The sequence below is a fragment of the Streptomyces sp. NPDC047117 genome (genome assembly GCF_040643545.1).
Classification (GTDB): domain Bacteria; phylum Actinomycetota; class Actinomycetes; order Streptomycetales; family Streptomycetaceae; genus Streptomyces.
In genome coordinates, this window is record NZ_JBEYUN010000001.1 from 634,837 (window position 1) to 650,379 (window position 15,543).

15 protein-coding genes are annotated in these 15,543 nt (G+C 73.1%); 9 read left to right on the forward strand and 6 right to left on the reverse strand.

Features of this window, described 5'->3' with window-relative positions; translation table 11 throughout:
• Positions 1-61 precede the first annotated feature (61 nt).
• Together ABZ840_RS02975 and ABZ840_RS02980 are read right to left on the reverse strand one after the other, a co-directional pair.
• A complete protein-coding gene (locus tag ABZ840_RS02975) occupies positions 62-1,279 on the reverse strand; it encodes a cytochrome P450 (protein WP_361552200.1) in 1,218 nt (405 codons plus the stop codon).
• Positions 1,280-1,327: 48 nt separating this feature from the next.
• Entirely contained in the window at positions 1,328-1,519 is a 192-nt protein-coding gene (locus ABZ840_RS02980) for a ferredoxin (protein ID WP_361552203.1), read from the reverse strand.
• Positions 1,520-1,809: 290 nt separating this feature from the next.
• Here ABZ840_RS02980 and ABZ840_RS02985 point away from each other — a divergent pair, with 290 nt between their 5' ends.
• The 5 genes from ABZ840_RS02985 (at position 1,810) to ABZ840_RS03005 (ending at position 6,414) form a co-directional block, all read left to right on the forward strand.
• Positions 1,810-2,271 carry a MarR family transcriptional regulator gene (locus ABZ840_RS02985; protein ID WP_361552206.1) on the forward strand — a complete coding sequence of 154 codons (462 nt, stop codon included), beginning with the start codon at positions 1,810-1,812 and terminating at the stop codon, positions 2,269-2,271.
• 197 nt (positions 2,272-2,468) lie between these two features.
• On the forward strand, positions 2,469-3,125 hold the full coding sequence (locus ABZ840_RS02990) for a hypothetical protein (protein WP_361552209.1): 657 nt from the start codon (positions 2,469-2,471) through the stop codon (positions 3,123-3,125).
• Positions 3,122-3,616, forward strand: a complete 495-nt coding sequence (locus ABZ840_RS02995) for an RDD family protein (RefSeq protein WP_361552212.1) — start codon at positions 3,122-3,124, stop codon at positions 3,614-3,616. The genes ABZ840_RS02990 and ABZ840_RS02995 overlap by 4 nt, the downstream gene beginning before the upstream one ends.
• Before the next feature lie 64 nt (positions 3,617-3,680).
• Positions 3,681-4,166 (forward strand): DUF1269 domain-containing protein, encoded by a 486-nt coding sequence (locus ABZ840_RS03000; RefSeq protein ID WP_361552215.1) that lies wholly within the window; start codon positions 3,681-3,683, stop codon positions 4,164-4,166.
• 289 nt (positions 4,167-4,455) lie between these two features.
• Positions 4,456-6,414 (forward strand): PAS domain S-box protein, encoded by a 1,959-nt coding sequence (locus ABZ840_RS03005; protein ID WP_361552218.1) that lies wholly within the window; start codon positions 4,456-4,458, stop codon positions 6,412-6,414.
• Positions 6,415-6,456: 42 nt separating this feature from the next.
• On the opposite strand, the gene ABZ840_RS03010 is transcribed toward ABZ840_RS03005, so the two are convergent.
• The 3 genes from ABZ840_RS03010 to ABZ840_RS03020 all read right to left on the reverse strand — a co-directional run bounded on the left by ABZ840_RS03010 (position 6,457) and on the right by ABZ840_RS03020 (position 9,782).
• Positions 6,457-8,655 carry a tetratricopeptide repeat protein gene (locus ABZ840_RS03010; protein WP_361552221.1) on the reverse strand — a complete coding sequence of 733 codons (2,199 nt, stop codon included), beginning with the start codon at positions 8,653-8,655 and terminating at the stop codon, positions 6,457-6,459.
• A gap of 215 nt (positions 8,656-8,870) precedes the next feature.
• Positions 8,871-9,347, reverse strand: a complete 477-nt coding sequence (locus tag ABZ840_RS03015) for a hypothetical protein (protein WP_361552224.1) — start codon at positions 9,345-9,347, stop codon at positions 8,871-8,873.
• A 165-nt stretch (positions 9,348-9,512) separates the two neighbouring features.
• Entirely contained in the window at positions 9,513-9,782 is a 270-nt protein-coding gene (locus ABZ840_RS03020) for a hypothetical protein (protein ID WP_361552423.1), read from the reverse strand.
• 413 nt (positions 9,783-10,195) lie between these two features.
• Between ABZ840_RS03020 and ABZ840_RS03025 the strand changes: the two genes are divergently transcribed.
• Positions 10,196-11,491, forward strand: coding sequence for an MFS transporter (locus ABZ840_RS03025; protein WP_361552227.1), 1,296 nt, complete (start codon positions 10,196-10,198; stop codon positions 11,489-11,491).
• Positions 11,492-11,498: 7 nt separating this feature from the next.
• Here the strand turns inward: ABZ840_RS03025 and ABZ840_RS03030 are convergent, their stop codons facing one another.
• Positions 11,499-12,899: a sugar porter family MFS transporter gene (locus ABZ840_RS03030; RefSeq protein ID WP_361552230.1), complete on the reverse strand. Its 1,401-nt coding sequence runs from the start codon at positions 12,897-12,899 to the stop codon at positions 11,499-11,501.
• 130 nt (positions 12,900-13,029) lie between these two features.
• Between ABZ840_RS03030 and ABZ840_RS03035 the strand changes: the two genes are divergently transcribed.
• From ABZ840_RS03035 to ABZ840_RS03045, 3 genes are read left to right on the forward strand one after another with little or no spacing between them, the layout of a single operon-like run.
• Complete coding sequence (locus ABZ840_RS03035) at positions 13,030-13,740, forward strand: GntR family transcriptional regulator (protein ID WP_361552233.1); 711 nt, start codon at positions 13,030-13,032, stop codon at positions 13,738-13,740.
• Positions 13,737-14,756, forward strand: a complete 1,020-nt coding sequence (locus ABZ840_RS03040; protein ID WP_361552236.1) for an ROK family protein — start codon at positions 13,737-13,739, stop codon at positions 14,754-14,756. Before ABZ840_RS03035 ends, ABZ840_RS03040 begins: the two co-directional genes overlap by 4 nt.
• A 43-nt stretch (positions 14,757-14,799) precedes the next feature.
• Positions 14,800-15,525, forward strand: a complete 726-nt coding sequence (locus ABZ840_RS03045) for a putative N-acetylmannosamine-6-phosphate 2-epimerase (protein WP_361552239.1) — start codon at positions 14,800-14,802, stop codon at positions 15,523-15,525.
• Positions 15,526-15,543: the final 18 nt, after the last annotated feature.

The window sequence follows — 15,543 nt, forward strand, 5'->3', positions numbered from 1 at the left end:
TACCCGGCCCGCCTGCGGGCCCGTACCCGGCACGGCCGGACCCGCGGGGCGGGCCGGTGTCTCACCAGCTGACCGGCAGTTCGTGCAGGCCGTAGACCGCCATGTCCGTACGGAAGGGCAGCTCCTCCAGCGGGCGGTCCAACCGGAGGCCCGGGAAGCGGCGCAGCAACGCCGGATAGGCGAGCTGAAGTTCGATGCGGGCGAGGTTCTGGCCCAGGCACTGGTGGGGGCCCGAACCGAAGGCGAGGTGTGCCCGGGCGGCCCGGTCCACGTCGAGCCGGTCGGGGTCGGCGAAGACCTCGGGGTCCCGGTTCGCCAGGTCGTTGGCGCAGATCACGGCCTCACCGGCCCGGATGAGCTGCCCGCCGATCTCGATGTCGGCGACCGCGACGCGGCGCCGCCCCATGTGCGTGATGGTCAGGTACCGCAGCAGTTCCTCGACCGCGTTGGCGACCCGCTGCGGACTGCCGTCCCGGACCGCGGCCAGCTGCTCGGGGTGCTGGAGCAGGGCGCAGGTGCCGAGCGCGATCATGTTGGCGGTGGTCTCGTGCCCGGCGACCAGCAGCAGTCGGGCCTGCTTGGCGCACTCGTCGACGGTGCTCTCGCCGGTGAGCAGGTACTGGGCCGCGAGCCGGCTCAGGAGGTCGTCGCCGGGCTGCTCCGCCTTGGACTCCACCAGCTTTGCGAGGTAGGCGAGCAGTTCCTGGGAGGCGGCGAGGGCGGCCTCCGGCGCACTGCGAGTGTCGATCATGACGGCGCTGCACCGCTGGAAGAAGTCGTGGTCCTCGTACGGCACGCCGAGCAGTTCGCAGATCACCAGGGACGGCAGCGGCAGCGCGAACGCGGTGACCAGGTCGGCCGGCGGGCCCGTCTGCTCCATGGAGTCCAGCAGGTCGGTGACGATCCGTTCGATGCGCGGCCGCAGGGACTGCGTGCGCTTGATGGTGAAGTCACCGGTGAAACGGCGCCGCTGGGCGTTGTGTTCGGGCTCGTCCATCGTGATGAACGTGCGGTTGTGGGCCCGGGTCGCCTCGAACGACGCGCTGACGCTGGGGTAGCCGGGATGCTGGTTGTCCGCGCTGATCCGCGGGTCGCGCAACACCGCGACCTGCTCCTCGTGCCGGGTGACCAGCCACGCCGTCGAGCCGTTCCACAACGACACACGGGTCACGGGCGCCTGCTCGCGCAGCTCCTGGGTCACGGGAGGCGGGTCGAAGGGGCAGCCGGGGGCGCGTCGGGTGGTGAGGGCGGGGGCAGGGGCGGCGGGAGCCTCGGTCATGGTTGTCCTTCCACGGTGGGGCGGGCAGGAGCCGGTGATGACGGTGGGTCAGGCGAGCGCGATGGCCGCCGCGGGGCAGATCTGCGCGGCCTCCGTGACGGCCGCGTGCTGCTCCGCCGGCGGCTCGGCGTCCAGCAGGACCACGACGCCGTCCTCGTCCCGCTGGTCGAACACCTCGGGCGCCGCCAGCACACACTGCCCGGCACCGCAGCACTTGTCCTCGTCGATGATGATGCGCACGGTTTCTCCTCTTGCTCCCCCGCGGAGCTGGCTCCGCACAGGCGGGGTGCGAATGCGGTTGTACGGAGCGGCAGTTGGCGCGTTCTCCAGCACTCCTTGCCAACTCCTCGGTCGGACATTGCCTGCGCATTACTTAACAAAAGTAACTACGTGCCGCTGACGCTAACACCGCGATCAGCGCACCGGAATCCCCTCGTCCAAGCCGGTACATGCAAGAGGCACGTTTTTCGCCAGCCCGTATGCGCGCCCCGTGCCGCCCACGCTCCCCGCCACTGCGACATGATCGGGGCGTGGACCACACCGAATCCCCCGACCGGGAACCCATAACCGACCTGCACGCCGCCCTCTCCGGCCTCGCCTACGTAATGGCCGGAAACCGCACACACAAGCGGCTCCGCTCGGAGTCGGGAGTAGCCGTCGACCGCGGCTCCCTCGCCCTGCTGCGGGCGCTCGCGGCCGCCCCCGCCCCCTTGCGGATGGGCGAACTCGCGGAGGCGCTGCTGGTCCGTGCCCCGCACGTGACGCGCGAGGTCCGGCGCCTGGAGGACCTCGGCCTGGTGCGGACCACGGCCGAGCCCGGGGACCAGCGCGTACGCCGGGCCGAGGTCACCGACCGGGGCCGGGACGTCGTACTGCGCGCCGAGGCGACCGGCCGGCAGTGGCTCTCCGACGCGCTGCACGGCTTCTCCGAGGAGGAACTGCGCACCACCGCCGCGGTGATCGACCGGATCGTGGACGTGTACCGGAGCTGAGCGCTTCCCCGTTTCGCTCCGCCGCCGGTCCGGTCACCCGCGTCCGGTCACCCGCAACGGAGGAGGCGGGCACCCGGCCGGTGTGCTGCGATGCCCGGGTGAAGGGGCATGTCGGGGCGGCGTTGTGCCGGCACACCGGGCGGGGCGTGCTCGGCGCGGTGTCGCTCGGCGGACGGGCCGTCACGTGGAGCCGGGCCGTGACACGGTGGCTCGTACCGGCCGGCGTGACGGAGGCGGCGGGCGCCGCCCGGTCGGCGGTGCGAGCGGCGGTCCTCGCGTCGCTCCGGTCGGCGGTGCGCACCGCGGTGTACGCCGTGCTCGACCAACTGGACCTGGACGCCGTGGTGGCACGAGTCGATGTGGAATCCGTGGTGGCGCGAGTGGATGTCGACCGGATCGCGGACCGGGTCGATGTCCACCGGGTGGCGGACCGGGTGGACGTGAACCGGATCGCGGACCGGGTGGACGTCCATCGCGTGGCCGAACGAGTCGACGTCGACGGGATCGCGGACCGGGTCGACGTTCACCGAGTTGCCGACCGCGTCGACGTGGACCGGATCGCCGAGCGCGTAGACGTGGACCGGATCGCCGAGCGCGTCGACATCGACGCGGTGCTGGCCCGGATCGATCTGGCGGCCATCGTCGAGCAGGTGCTCAAGGAGATCGACATCGGCCGGATCGTGCGGGACACGGGCGGCGGGATGGCCGAGGAGACCGTCGACGCGTTCCGCCTCCGGGCCATGCGCGCCGACCACCTCGTGAACCGGGCCGCGGGACGGCTGCTGCGCAGGGACGGCGGCGTGGGTCCCACACCCGCCCCTCCCCCGGACGCCACCCGCCCCGAGGCGCCGTGACGGCGTCCGCGCCGCCGCCCGGCCCGGCCGCGATGCAGGGGCGGGCGGCCGGGCTCGTCTCCCGTGCCCTCGCGGCCGTCGTCGACACCGGCGTCGTGCTCGGCCTCGGGCTCGTGACGCTGCTGGCCGCGGGCGCCCTCCGGTTCATGGTGACCGGGCCGCCGTTCGCCCTGCCGCACCTGCCGCCCCGGGTCAGCTCCGGGTGCGCGGCCGCGCTCGCCGTCGGCTACCTCGCGGGGAGCTGGCTGACCGCCGGCCGCACCGTCGGCGGCCGGCTCATGGGGCTTCGGGTGGCCGGGCGGTCGGGGCGGCCGCTCGGCCCCGGCCGCGCCCTGCTGCGGGCGGTGCTGTGCGTCGTCTTCCCGTGGGGGCTGCTCTGGATCCCGGTCAGCCGGTACGGCAGGTCGCTCCAGGACGTAATCGCGGCCAGCACGGTGGTGCACGACTGGTACCGCGGACCTCCGGGACGCGACCTCACCCGTTCCGGGTGACGCCCGGCGGCGTGTACAGCGGCTCAATGGGACCCGGGATCCGCCGGATCCGTAGGAGGCTTCGATGACCGATCTCGTCGTGCTCGGTTTCCCCGACAAGGAGAAGGCCGAGGCCGTCATGCGGCTGGGGAAGGATCTCTCCCGGCAGGAGCTGCTCGACCTGGAGGACGCCGCGCTGGCGTGGCGGACGCAGGACGGCAAGATCCATGTGGAACAGACGTACCACCCCGCTGCCGCCGGGGCCGCGGGCGGCGCCCTCTGGGGCACGCTGCTCGGCATGCTGTTCCTGATGCCCGTCTTCGGCGCGGCCGTCGGCGCCGCCTCCGGCGCGCTCATCGGCAAGCTCACCGACGTCGGGGTCAACGACGCGTTCATCAAGGAAGTGGCGGGCACGCTGGAGCCGGGCCGGGCGGCGGTCTTCGCCCTCGTACGGCGGTCGACGCCGGACCGGGTACGGGAGGCGCTGCGTCCCTTCGAGCCCGTCGTGCTCCGTACGTCGCTCACGAAGGACCGCGAGGAGGATCTGATCGACGCGTTGCAGAAGAGCTGACGCCGCCCCGAACGGCGGCCGTATCGGCTGCCGTTCGACGGCAACTTCCCCGGATCGCTTCTGGTGGTTCCAGTGGTCCCAATACGCTCCGTGATCTTCCGGAGGGGTGCACAAAGAATTCAACTACGAACCGGCGCGGTCAAATACCTGCAAGTTAACGCTCCTGACAGGCGATGTGCTGCAATGTCGGGCATCTCAGCAGGTGTTGGACGGCGCGGATCGCAGGGCGAACAGGGGGCCGTGGCCTCGTTGTCCGGGTGCGGTGGCGCCATGTGAAGCGAGGCACCAATTGTCAATCGAAGCGCTGCGGGGCGACGGGAGCCGGTACGGACTCTTTCAGGGGCTCGTCGAGTCCTCCCAGGACGCGATCCTCATCAAGACCCTCGACGGGGTCATCACCTTCTGGAACGCGGCCGCCCAGCGCCTGTACGGCCATACCCCCGCCGAAGCGCTGGGCCGCCACGTCGGCATGCTCGTACCGCCCGACCTCAAGGACGAGGAGGACGAGCTGCTGGGGCGCATCGCCCGCGGCGAGTGGATCGAGCACTACGAGACCCGCCGCACCACCAGCGACGCCCGGGTCCGGGACATCGACGTGACCCTGTGGCCCCTCCGCGACGAGGACGGCAACGTCATCGCCGCCTGTTCCATCATGCGGGACATCACCGACCGCAAACGTGCCGAGGCACGCGTCGACGAGCTGGCGGTGGTGGTCGAGTCCTCCCAGGACGCGATCCTCATCAAGACCCTCGGCGGGGAGATCACGTTCTGGAACGCGGCAGCCCAGCGCCTGTACGGTTACCCGCCCGCCGAAGCCGTCGGCCGCCACGTCGGCATGCTCGTACCGCCCGACCTCAAGAGCGAGGAGGACGAGCTGCTGGGGCGCATCGCCCGCGGCGTGCGGATCGAGCACTACGAGACCCGCCGCACCACCAAGGACGGGCGCATCCTGGACATCGACGTCACCCTGTGGCCCATCCGCGCCCAGGACGGCACGATCACCGCCGCCTGTTCCATCATGCGCGACATCACCGACCGCAAGCGCGCCGAGACGGAGCTGGCCGAACTGTACGCACAGCAGCGGCACATCTCCCTGGCGCTGAACCTCATGGGGTCCTCGCGGCAGATCCCCGGGGCCCGGGCGGCCAGCCGCTACCTGCCGTCGACGCAGGGGCAGGGCGTCGGCGGGGACTGGCTCGACCTGATCGACCTGGGCGCCGGGCGGGTGGGGGTCTTCGTCGGGGACGTGATGGGGCGCGGCCTGGACGCGGCCGTGGTGATGGGGCAGCTGCGGTCCGCGGCCCGTGCCCTCGCGCTGGCCGGCCTTCCGCCGTGGGAACTGATGCGGGCCCTGGACGCTTTCACCCACGACCTGCCCGAACAGTTCGTCACCTGCGTCTACCTGGAGGCCGATCCGGCGCAGGGTGAGGTGACGGCCTGTTCGGCCGGGCATCTGCCGGTCCTCCTCATCGAGCCGGACGCGCCGGTGCGTGAGCTGGCGATGCCGACCGGTATCCCCCTGGGCGTGGGCGGCGTACCGCACCAGCAGGTCCGTTTCCCGATCCGGGCGGGCACGGCCTTCGCGCTGTACACCGACGGCCTGGTGGAGAGCGCGCACGGCGACCTCGACCACCAGCTGGCGTTGCTGGCGACCACGCTGGAGCAGGTGTTCACCAGCGCCGAAGGGCTGCGGGAAACCGCCGACGGCATGGAGGAAGCCGCCGACCGGGTCCTGCGCACCCTCCTGCCGGACACCGCGGCGTACTCCGACGACGTGACCCTGCTGCTCGTCAGCTTCCCCACGGCTCCACTGGAGACCGCGGAGACGGAGCTGCCCGGCGAGGCCGTCTCGGTACCGGCCGGACGGCGTTTCCTGCGGCAGCGCCTGGAGGCCTGGGGGCTGGCGGGGCTGGCGGACACCGCGCTGCTGCTGGCCTCGGAACTCCTCACCAACGGGGTGCGCCACGCGGAGGGCCCGATCGGCCTGCGGGTGTGGCACAGCGTCCGCGAACTGGGCGTGGAGATCAGCGACAACAGCGTGCCCCGGCCCCGGGCCCGCCTGGCGGAGAGCATGGAGGAGAACGGCCGCGGCCTGATCCTGGTCGAGGCCCTCGCCGCCGCCTGGGGCACCCGCCCCACCAACGTCGGCAAGACGGTCTGGTTCACCCTCCTGCTTCCCCCGGCCCAGGACACCACCCACCTCCCGGCCCTCCCCCCGGCAAAAGCCCCCTCGGTCGCCCTGCCCTGAGCGAGGGGGTCCGGCCGGGTACGTCACGGACCGGACGCGGCATCAGCCGGGCACGCTGCCGCCGGCCCCGGGCGGCCCGGGCGGTTCGTCGAGCGCCTCTGCCAGGTAGCGCCTGGCGGTCACGGTGTACGGGTGGTCCTCCCCCATCACCGTGGTGAGGTCCCGGAGCACCTCCCGGAACTCCGCGGCGGCCCGCGTCGTCCGGCCCTGTTCCTGCCAGAGCCGCGCGCGGCAGCTGCGGCTGAGAAGTGTGTCGCGGTGGGTGTTGCCGAGCACCTGCCGCTGCACCGCGATGACCTCGTCGAACTCCGGCCCGGCGAGGTCCGGGCGGCCCATGTCGTGGTGCAGACGGGCGAGTTCGCGGCGCACGATCAGTGTGCGGGGGTGTGCGGCGCCGAACACCTCGGTCCGCAGGGCGAGCACTGCCGCGTACTCGGTCTCGGCCTCCGCCGGGCGGCCCAGGTCGCCCAGGACGCGGGCCACGCGATAGCGGGTGGCCAGGGTCAGCGGATCGGTCTCGCCCAGCACGCGGGTGCGGGTCCGCAGCACTGCCCGGTACTCCGCTTCCGCCTCCGTGAGCCGTCCTTGGTCGTGCCGGACGTACGCCAGCATGTGGCGGCTCAGGAGTGTCTGCGGATGGTCGGGGCCGAGCGCCGCGCTCCGGTGGCGCACGAGGTCCCGGAAGCCGGCTTCCGCTTCTGCGAGCCGGCTGCGGGCGTGGTGCATGGCGGCAACCTCGTGGTGGGCGGTCAGCGTGGCGTCGTGCCCCTCCCCCAGGGCTCGCCGGCCGGTCTCGAAGGCGGCGGCGAAGGTCTCCTCGGCCTGGCCGTACAGCCCGCGGGCCCGGAGCGCGCGACCGGTGGCCACGGCCACCCGGACCGCCTGTGCCACCGCCCGTGCGGAACCGGCCGCGTGTGCGCCGGTCTCGCGCAGGAGGTGCTGGGCATGGGGTGTGATCGCCTGCCACAGGGGCCAGCGCGCCGGGTCCTCCGGGGAGACGTGCGACTCGCCCTGCGTGGCCGCGGCGAGCAGGTCCGTCGCCGCCTCCAGGTACGCGGCCTGCCGCATCGTCACCTCGCCCTGGAGGCGGCTGGCGGCACGTACCAGCGGGTGGAGGCGGACGGCATCGCGCAGCGCTTCGGCACCGTCGCCGTCCGGGTCGTCGTCCGTACCCTCGTTCCCGGCGTCTGCGGTGCGTTCCGTCCCGCTGCCCGCAACGCGCGCGGCGCTGTTCCCGGACGGCGCCGCGCTGCCGCTTTGGGGTCCGTCCTCCGGGATGTCGATGAGGTGCAGGTCGGCGAGGGCCCTCAGGAGCCGCCACAGACGCGTTCCGTCGAGGCCGGGCAGTACGCCGGTGGGCGCACCGAGGACCGATGGGGCCAGCAGCGCGTACGGTACGGGCGCCTCGGCGAAGAAGGCGAGCAGCCGCAGCAGTTCGCGCGCCTCCGGCATACCTCGCCGGGCGAGGTGGTCCAACGAGAGTTCCCAGGTCCGGCTGACGATGCGCCGGGGTGCACGGTCCCCTTCGGCCATCCCGGCCTCCTCCGGTTCCAGTAACTGCTGCCAGCCGCCCGCCGCCAGTTGCTGCCCGTAGGCGTCGAAGGTCGTGACGGTATCGGGCCACGGGGCTCCGGACGCCGCGGCGAGCTGTGCTCCGGCCAGCCGCAGTGCCAACGGCAGCCGCCCCAGCCGGTCGGCGAGTGCGGCCGCGTCGGCCGCCGGGCCCGCACCGGGTCCGGCCACTCGCATCAGGACCCGCGTGGCCTCCGGCCGGGTCAGCGGGCCGACCGTCCGCAGCCGCCACCAGGCGCCCCAAGCCTGCGGATTGCGATGGCGGCTGGTGACGAGCACGGTCCCGGACCCCGCCGGCACCGGCCGCAGCCACCCCGTCCCGTCCGCGAAGGTGCCTCCCTCGGCGGCCAGCAGCTCCGGGTCGTCCGCGTTGTCCACCACCAGCAGCCACGGCCGGGGATGCCGCCCCAGCATCCGCCACAGCAGATCCGTGGCGCTGTCCATGCCGCTCCAGGCGCGGGTGAGTTCGGCGTCGCCGGCGCCGAGCCGTACGGCCACTTGTCGCATGCCGTCGTGGAGTTCGGGCCGGGTGGCGGCCGAGACCCACCACGTCTCGACGCCGTTCCGCGCGGCGGAGCGGGCGGCGGCGATCGCCACGGTGGTCTTGCCGCAGCCGCCCAGACCGCACAGCACCAGGTTCCGGCAATCGCCCGGCGGGGCGTCCCGCACCCGGTCCAGCTCGCGCAGCAGCGGCTCGCGGCCGGTGAAGGCGTCGTCCAGCCGCCCGGCGGGTACCGCGAGGGACCGGCTCCCCGGCGTTCCCGACGGGGACGGGACGGCCGCATGGACGTGCAGGGCACCGACGCGCCCGGCGGCGACCGCGCCGGTGTGCGCGAAGAGCGAGGTACGGGCTTCGATGTGCGGTTCCGGCGTTCCAGGTGGCCTCAGCCCGGCGTGCCACCCGGCCGGGAAGGGTCCCCGACACGTACGCCTCCGTTGATGACGCCACCGGCGACGGACCCCCCTTCCGCCTGTACGGACACGTCCCCGTGCACCGCCAGTCCGCCGTCGCCGGCGGTCGGCGAGGGTGTCCCGGGCGTCGGCACGGCGGCGAGCAGTGTTGCGAGCTGTTCCCCGGCTTCGGCGCGCTCGCTCTCCGGCATGCCCTCCAGCAGGTCGGTGAGGCGTACGCACCAGGCGGCGCGGGCGGCTTCGCGGGCCGGGCGGTACTGGTCGTCGTCGGCGGCGGTCAGTTCGGCGGCGGTACGGTCGAGGCGCGCGGCGGTCGCACGGGCCTCGGCCGCGTCCCCCCTCCCGAACACCCGGACCAGTCCGTCCCGCATCGTCCACCAGGCGTCGGTGCCCGCGGCCTGGATGACCGCCAGGGCACCGGCCGAGGCCAGTTCCGCGAGTTCCGTCATGGCGATCGTCCCCCCGTCGCCGAGCGCAGCGTCAAGTACCCAGAGAACCACGGCAGTCCGCGGAGCAACAGACCGGTGCGGCGGGTGGTGTGGGGCGGGTCCGGACACGCGGGAGGGGCGGCCCGGAAGATCGGGCCGCCCCTCCCTGTGCGTTCAGGAGTGGTGTCAGCGGGTGTACCGCATCAGCGTGCGGACCATGTGGCAGGTGGTGTCGGACGGGCGGTGGATGCCGACGAGCGCGGCGGTGTCGCGGATGAGCCGGTTCGGTGCGCGGTCCGGCGTGTGCACGCCGGAGTCGAGCAGCGCGATGGCCAGGCGCATGGCCTTCAGCCGGCGGTTGTGGGCGATGTACCACTCGCGGGGCCGGCCGGCGGGCAGCGGCTTCTTGGCGAGCGGGGAGTACGGAAGGTCGAACAGAGCGGACGTCGGGGTCATTGCGGCAGCCGTCACAGGGTCCCTCCTGTCGTGGTCGAGAGCCCCGGATCCCCCCGTGAGCTCTCTCGAACACTGCTTCTATATTACCCCGCCCCACTGACAAAAGTCGCTGGCCAGAGGGCATTTGTGACCCTCTGGAGACACTTTTCGGAGGGGGTTCGCGAGGGCCCGCGAGGCGACCCGACAGCCTCGAGAGGAAGCCGGTCCCGCGGCCACCCTCACCCCCGGCCCGTCCGGTCGCCACTTCCGTCCCAACAGCCCCAGCGAGAGATTGAAAGGTTTCAGAGAAAAGTTGCACACCGGGTATTGACCCCCGAGCTACACGCACTCATTGTTTGAGTCGTTTCAACACGACGCGACACGGCTGCTCCGCGCAGCCCGCTTCACGACAGTGCGAGGACGAAGGAGTCCAGGTGACATCCCTGCAGAGCACCCCACCCTCCGAGGACGTCCCGGGCGGGGACGGGGCCGTATCGCGGCAGCAGTGGAAGTGGACCGGGCTGGCCGGCATGGCGTCGTACCTGGACGCCGGGTCGATCGTCGCGCTCAGCTCCGGTCTCGCCTTCTTCCAGGACCGCTTCGGCCTCTCCCAGAACGGACTCGGCGCGCTCACCGCCATCGGCCCCAACGCCATCGGCGCGGCGATCGGCGCGTTCATCGGCGGGCGGCTGGGCGACAAGCTCGGCCGGAAGCGCATCTACCAGTACGACCTGCTGGTGTACGCCGCGGCCATCCTGCTCATCGCCTTCGCGGTCAATCCGCTGATGCTCTTCGCCGGCACCTTCATCGTGGGCCTGGCCGTCGGTGCCGACGTGCCGACCTCGCTCGCGCTCGTCGGTGAGTTCTCGCCCGCCAAGGCGCGCGGCAAACTGCTCGGGCTCACGCAGGTGACCTGGAGTCTCGGCCCGGTGGTCGTGCTGCTGCTGGCGCTGGCCCTGTCCGACCTCGGGCTGCTCGGCATCCGCATCGTCTTCCTGCACCTGTTCGTGGTCGCGCTGGTGACGTACGCGATGCGTCGCGGCATGGTCGAGTCGGCGGTCTGGCGGACCGCGGCGCAGGCCGGCGCCGCCCGCCCGAAGGTGCGTGACCTGCTGCGCGGCGCCCATCTGCGGGCACTGCTGTTCACCGGCGGCATCTACCTCTTCTGGAACCTCGCGGCCGGCACGAACGGCATCTTCACCCCGTACATGGTCAAGAGCCTGGGCGCGGGCAGCCAGGCCACCAGCGTGGGCCTCTCCTGCGCCAGCTTCGCGCTGGTGATCGTCGGTACGGTGGCGGTCTACATGCGGTACGCCGACCGCGGTCACCGGTACCGCAAGGCGATGTGGATCGCGGGCTCGGTCATGCAGGTCTGCGCGTACGGCGTCTTCCTCTTCCTCCCGTTCACGCTGCCCGTGATCGTGTTCAACGTGGTGCTGTTCGGTGTCGGCCAGGCCATGGCGGGCGAGGCCGTCTACAAGACGATCAGCCAGGAGGTCTTCCCGACGATGCTGCGCGGCACGGCGCAGGGCATCACCTTCGGCACCTCCCGCGTCGTGCTCGGCATCTGGTCGTTCTTCGTACCCGCCCTGGCGAGCACCGGTATCGCGCCGGTCGCCGCCTTCCTCACCGTCTCGCTCCTCATCTGCGCCGTCATCGGCCTGTTCATGCCGAACACGGCGGGCAAGTCGCTGGAGCAGGTGGAGGCCGAGCGCGCCGCCACCCGCTGACGCACCGTCACCCCCGGGTGAGCTCGCGCTCGATCTCCTCCAGGCTCTTGCCGCGGGTCTCCGGGATGCAGCGGACCGTGAACAGCGTCAGCAGCGCGCACACCACCGCGTACGCGGTGAAGGTGGCGGCCCCGCCGAGCGCGTCGAGCAGGGTGAGGAAGGTGAGGGAGACCAGGAAGTTCATGCTCCAGTTGGCGAACATGGTGGCGCTCATGGCCGTGCCGCGGATGCGCAGCGGGTACAGCTCGGACGGAATGATGAAGACGACGACGTTGAGCGTGGTGGCGACCGCGGCGATGAAGAGGACCACGAACGCCACGGCGAGCCAGCCGACCGAGGAGCCCCGGCCGCCGGCCGCGAGGGTGGCCGCCAGCCCGCCGAGGGCGAGCGTCATCACCGCGGCGCCGGACGCCAGCAGCTTCTTGCGGCCGATGCGGTCGACGGCGAACATCCCGACCGGGGTCATCAGCAGGTTGACCAGGCCGACGCCGACGGTGGCGAGGACGGCCGAGGAGGAGCCGAGGCCGCTGCTCTCGAAGATCTTCGGGGCGTAGTAGATGACGGTGTTGACGCCGGACGCCTGGCCGAGGATCTGCAGGCCCACGCCCGCGATGATCGCCGGGCGCACGGAGCGGCCGGCCAGGGCCCGCCACCGCCCCCGGCGGGCCGGCGCCGTCCGGTCCTCGTGCCCGGCCGTCATCCCGGCCAGCTCCGCTTCGACCGCCGCCGGGTCGCCGGGGCCGCGGAGCCGCGTCAGGACGGCGCGGGCGCGCTCGGTACGGCCGCGCAGCGCCAGCCAGCGCGGGGACTCGGGCATCAGCAGCATGCCGGCGCCGAAGAGCAGCGCGGGCACGGCGGCGATGCCGAACATCCAGCGCCAGCCGTGAGTGGCGTGTGCCAGGGCGTAGTTGGCCACGTAGGCGAGGACGATGCCGAGGGTGATCATCAGCTGGTTGAGGCCCACCAGCCGCCCTCGGTAGCGGGGCGGGGCGACCTCGGCGAGGAAGACCGGGACGAGGTTGGACGCCGTACCGATGCCGAGGCCGAGGACGAGACGGGCCGCCGTGAGCACGGCGGCGGACGGCGCGAGCGCTGCCAGGGCGGCGCCGGCGGTGAAGATGCCGGCGGCGGCGACGAGGACGGGGCGGCGGCCGTACCGGTCGGCCAGGTTGCCGGCAACGGCCGCGCCGGCCATCGCACCGACCAGGATGGCGCTCACCACGACGCCGGAGCCGAAGGCCGTGAGCCCGAAATCGGACTCGATCGTGAGCAGGGCGCCGGATATGACGCCGGTGTCGTAGCCGAACAGCAGCCCGCCGAGCGCGGCGACCAGGGCCACGCCGATCACCGGTCGCAGTGTGGTGCCTCCGCCGCTCCGCGTCACCGTTGCCGTACCGAGTGACGCCATCGTGCCTTCCCTTCGCTCAGCCAGAGATTGGAAGGTACCAATCTGACACTCGACTTGGCGCCACACAAGATCTCCCGTAATAATTCCGGTATTGGTCGGCACCAATCACAACGACCCGGGAGGGTGAAGCGTGGCCCGACAGGCCAAGCACGAGGAACTGCGGCTGGCGCTGCTGGCCGAGACGGCCGGGGCTCCCCCGCACACGCCGCTGCCCACGGAGCGGGAGATCGCCACGGACCACGGGGTCTCGCGCAACACCGTCCGGCAGGCGCTGGACGCGCTGGAGGCGGCGGGCAGCGTCTACCGGGTACAGGGCGCGGGGACGTTCGTCGCCCCGCCCGTGGTGTCCAAGTCGCTCACCCTCACCTCGTTCTCCGAGGACATGCGCGCCCGTGACCTCGAACCGGCCTCACGGCTGCTGGCCGCGGAGACGGTACGGGCCGGCCGGCAGATCGCCGACCGGCTCGGCGTAACGCCGGACTCCGACGTCGTGCGGGTCTCCCGGCTGCGGCTGGCGGACGGCTCCCCCATGTGCCTGGAGAACGTCCACTTCCCCGCCGACCGGGTCCCCGGCCTCGTCGACGAGGACCTGAGCGGCTCGCTCTACGCCCTGCTCGACGCGCGCTACGGGCTCGACATCCGCTCGGCCGACCAGATCATCCGCGCCGTCGACCTCGACGAGACCGAGTCGGCCCTCCTCGGCGTGCCGGTGGGCAGCTCGGGGCTGCGGGTGCAGCGGGTCGGCCTGGACCGCCGCGACACCCCCGTCGAGGCGACCACCACGATCTACCGCGCCGACCGCTACGACATCCGCTTCACCGTCCGCAGGACGCAGCCGTGACGGCCGCGCGCAAGCCGCGCCCGCGGCACGTACCGGAGTCCGGACCCGTCTCCCCCGCGCCGCGCCCGCTGCTCGGCGTCGACGTCGGCGGGACGAAGATCGCCGCCGGGGTCGTCGCGCCCGACGGCGCCCTCCTCGCGACGGTCGTCCGGCCCACGCCCGCCGCCGAGGGCCGGACCGCGGTGCTGGACGCCATCGCGGCGGCCGTCCGGGAACTGCCCGGCCGGGAGGAGGCGGTGGGCCTCGGGATCGGCACCGGCGGCGTCATCGACCGCGGCCGGGGCGTCGTCCTGTCCGCCAACGCACTGCTCCCCGGCTGGGCGGGCACCCGCCTGAGCGAGGAGCTCACCGACCGGCTCGGGCTGCCGGTGGCCGCCGACAACGACGCGAACGTCTTCGCGCTGGCCGAGCAGACCTACGGCGCCGGCGCGGGCTGCGCGTCCGCGCTGTACGTGAGTGTGGGCACGGGCATCGGCGGCGGGCTGGTCAGCGGCGGGCGGCTGCTGCGCGGTGCGCACTGGACGGCGGGCGAGTTCGGCCATCTCGCGGTGGCGGAGGCGGTGGGGCGGCCGTGCAACTGCGGTCGCTCTGGCCACCTGGAGGCCGTCGCGTCCGGGCCCGCCGTCACCGCCCGGTTCCGCGCACTGACCGGGGACGGGAACGTGCACGACCTCCGGGAGGTCGCGGCACTGGCCGAGGGGCCGGCCGGAGCGGGCGCGCAGGCCGCCCGGGCCGCCCTCGCGGAGGGCGCGGGCGCGTTGGGCCGTGCCCTGGCGGGGCTCGTCAACACCGTGGACCCGGAACGGGTGGTGGTCGGCGGCGGGGTCGCCTCGATCGGCGCACCGTTCTGGGAGCCGCTGACCGAGGCATTCACCGCGGAGCTGCTGCCGGGCCCCTCGGGGCTGCGTCCCGTACCGGCGGCGCTCGGCCCGCGCGCCGCGGTGGTCGGCGCGGCGGCACTGCTGCTGGAGGAGGGCGTCGGGGACGCCCCGGTACGACGATCCGCGCACCACTGACGGCCCACCACACCGACCGACGGAAGACAACGAGGGACAGCACATGACCGAGAGCGCACCCCGCAATCACAACCCCATGCCCGCCGACCGCGCACGCGAGTTGCTCGACGGGCTGCGCGGCAGGCTGGTCGTCTCCTGCCAGGCCCCGCCCGGTGACCCGCTGCGGTCCCCGGAGCACATGGCGGCGGTGGCCGCCTCGGTGGCCGCGGGCGCGCCGGTCGCGGGCGTCCGGGTGCAGGGCGTGGCGGACATCGAGGCCGTACGGGCCGTGGTGGACCTGCCGATCGTCGGGCTGTGGAAGGACGGCGCCGAGGGCGTCTACATCACGCCGACCGCGGCGCACGCGCGGGCCGTCGCCGAGGCCGGGGCGGAGATCGTGGCCGTCGACGCCACGGACCGGCCGCGCCCGGACGGCCGCCCGCTGCGCGAGACGGTCGAGGCGGTGCACGGCCTGGGCAGGCTGCTGATGGCCGATGTCTCGACCGTGGCGGAGGGGGTGGCGGCCGCCGCGCTCGGCGCCGACGTCGTCTCCACCACCCTCTCCGGCTACACCCCGTACAGCCGTCAGCAGCCGGGCCCGGACCTGGAGCTGGTCGCCGAGCTGGCGGCACGCGTGGCCGTGCCGGTCTTCGCCGAGGGCCGGCTGCACACGCCGGAGCAGGCGGCGGCCGCGGTCGAGGCCGGGGCGTGGGGCGTCGTCGTGGGCGGCGCCATCACCGCGCCGGCCGCCATCGCGACCCGTTTCGCCGCAGCCCTGCCGCAGGACTGACAGCGCATCAGGTACCGG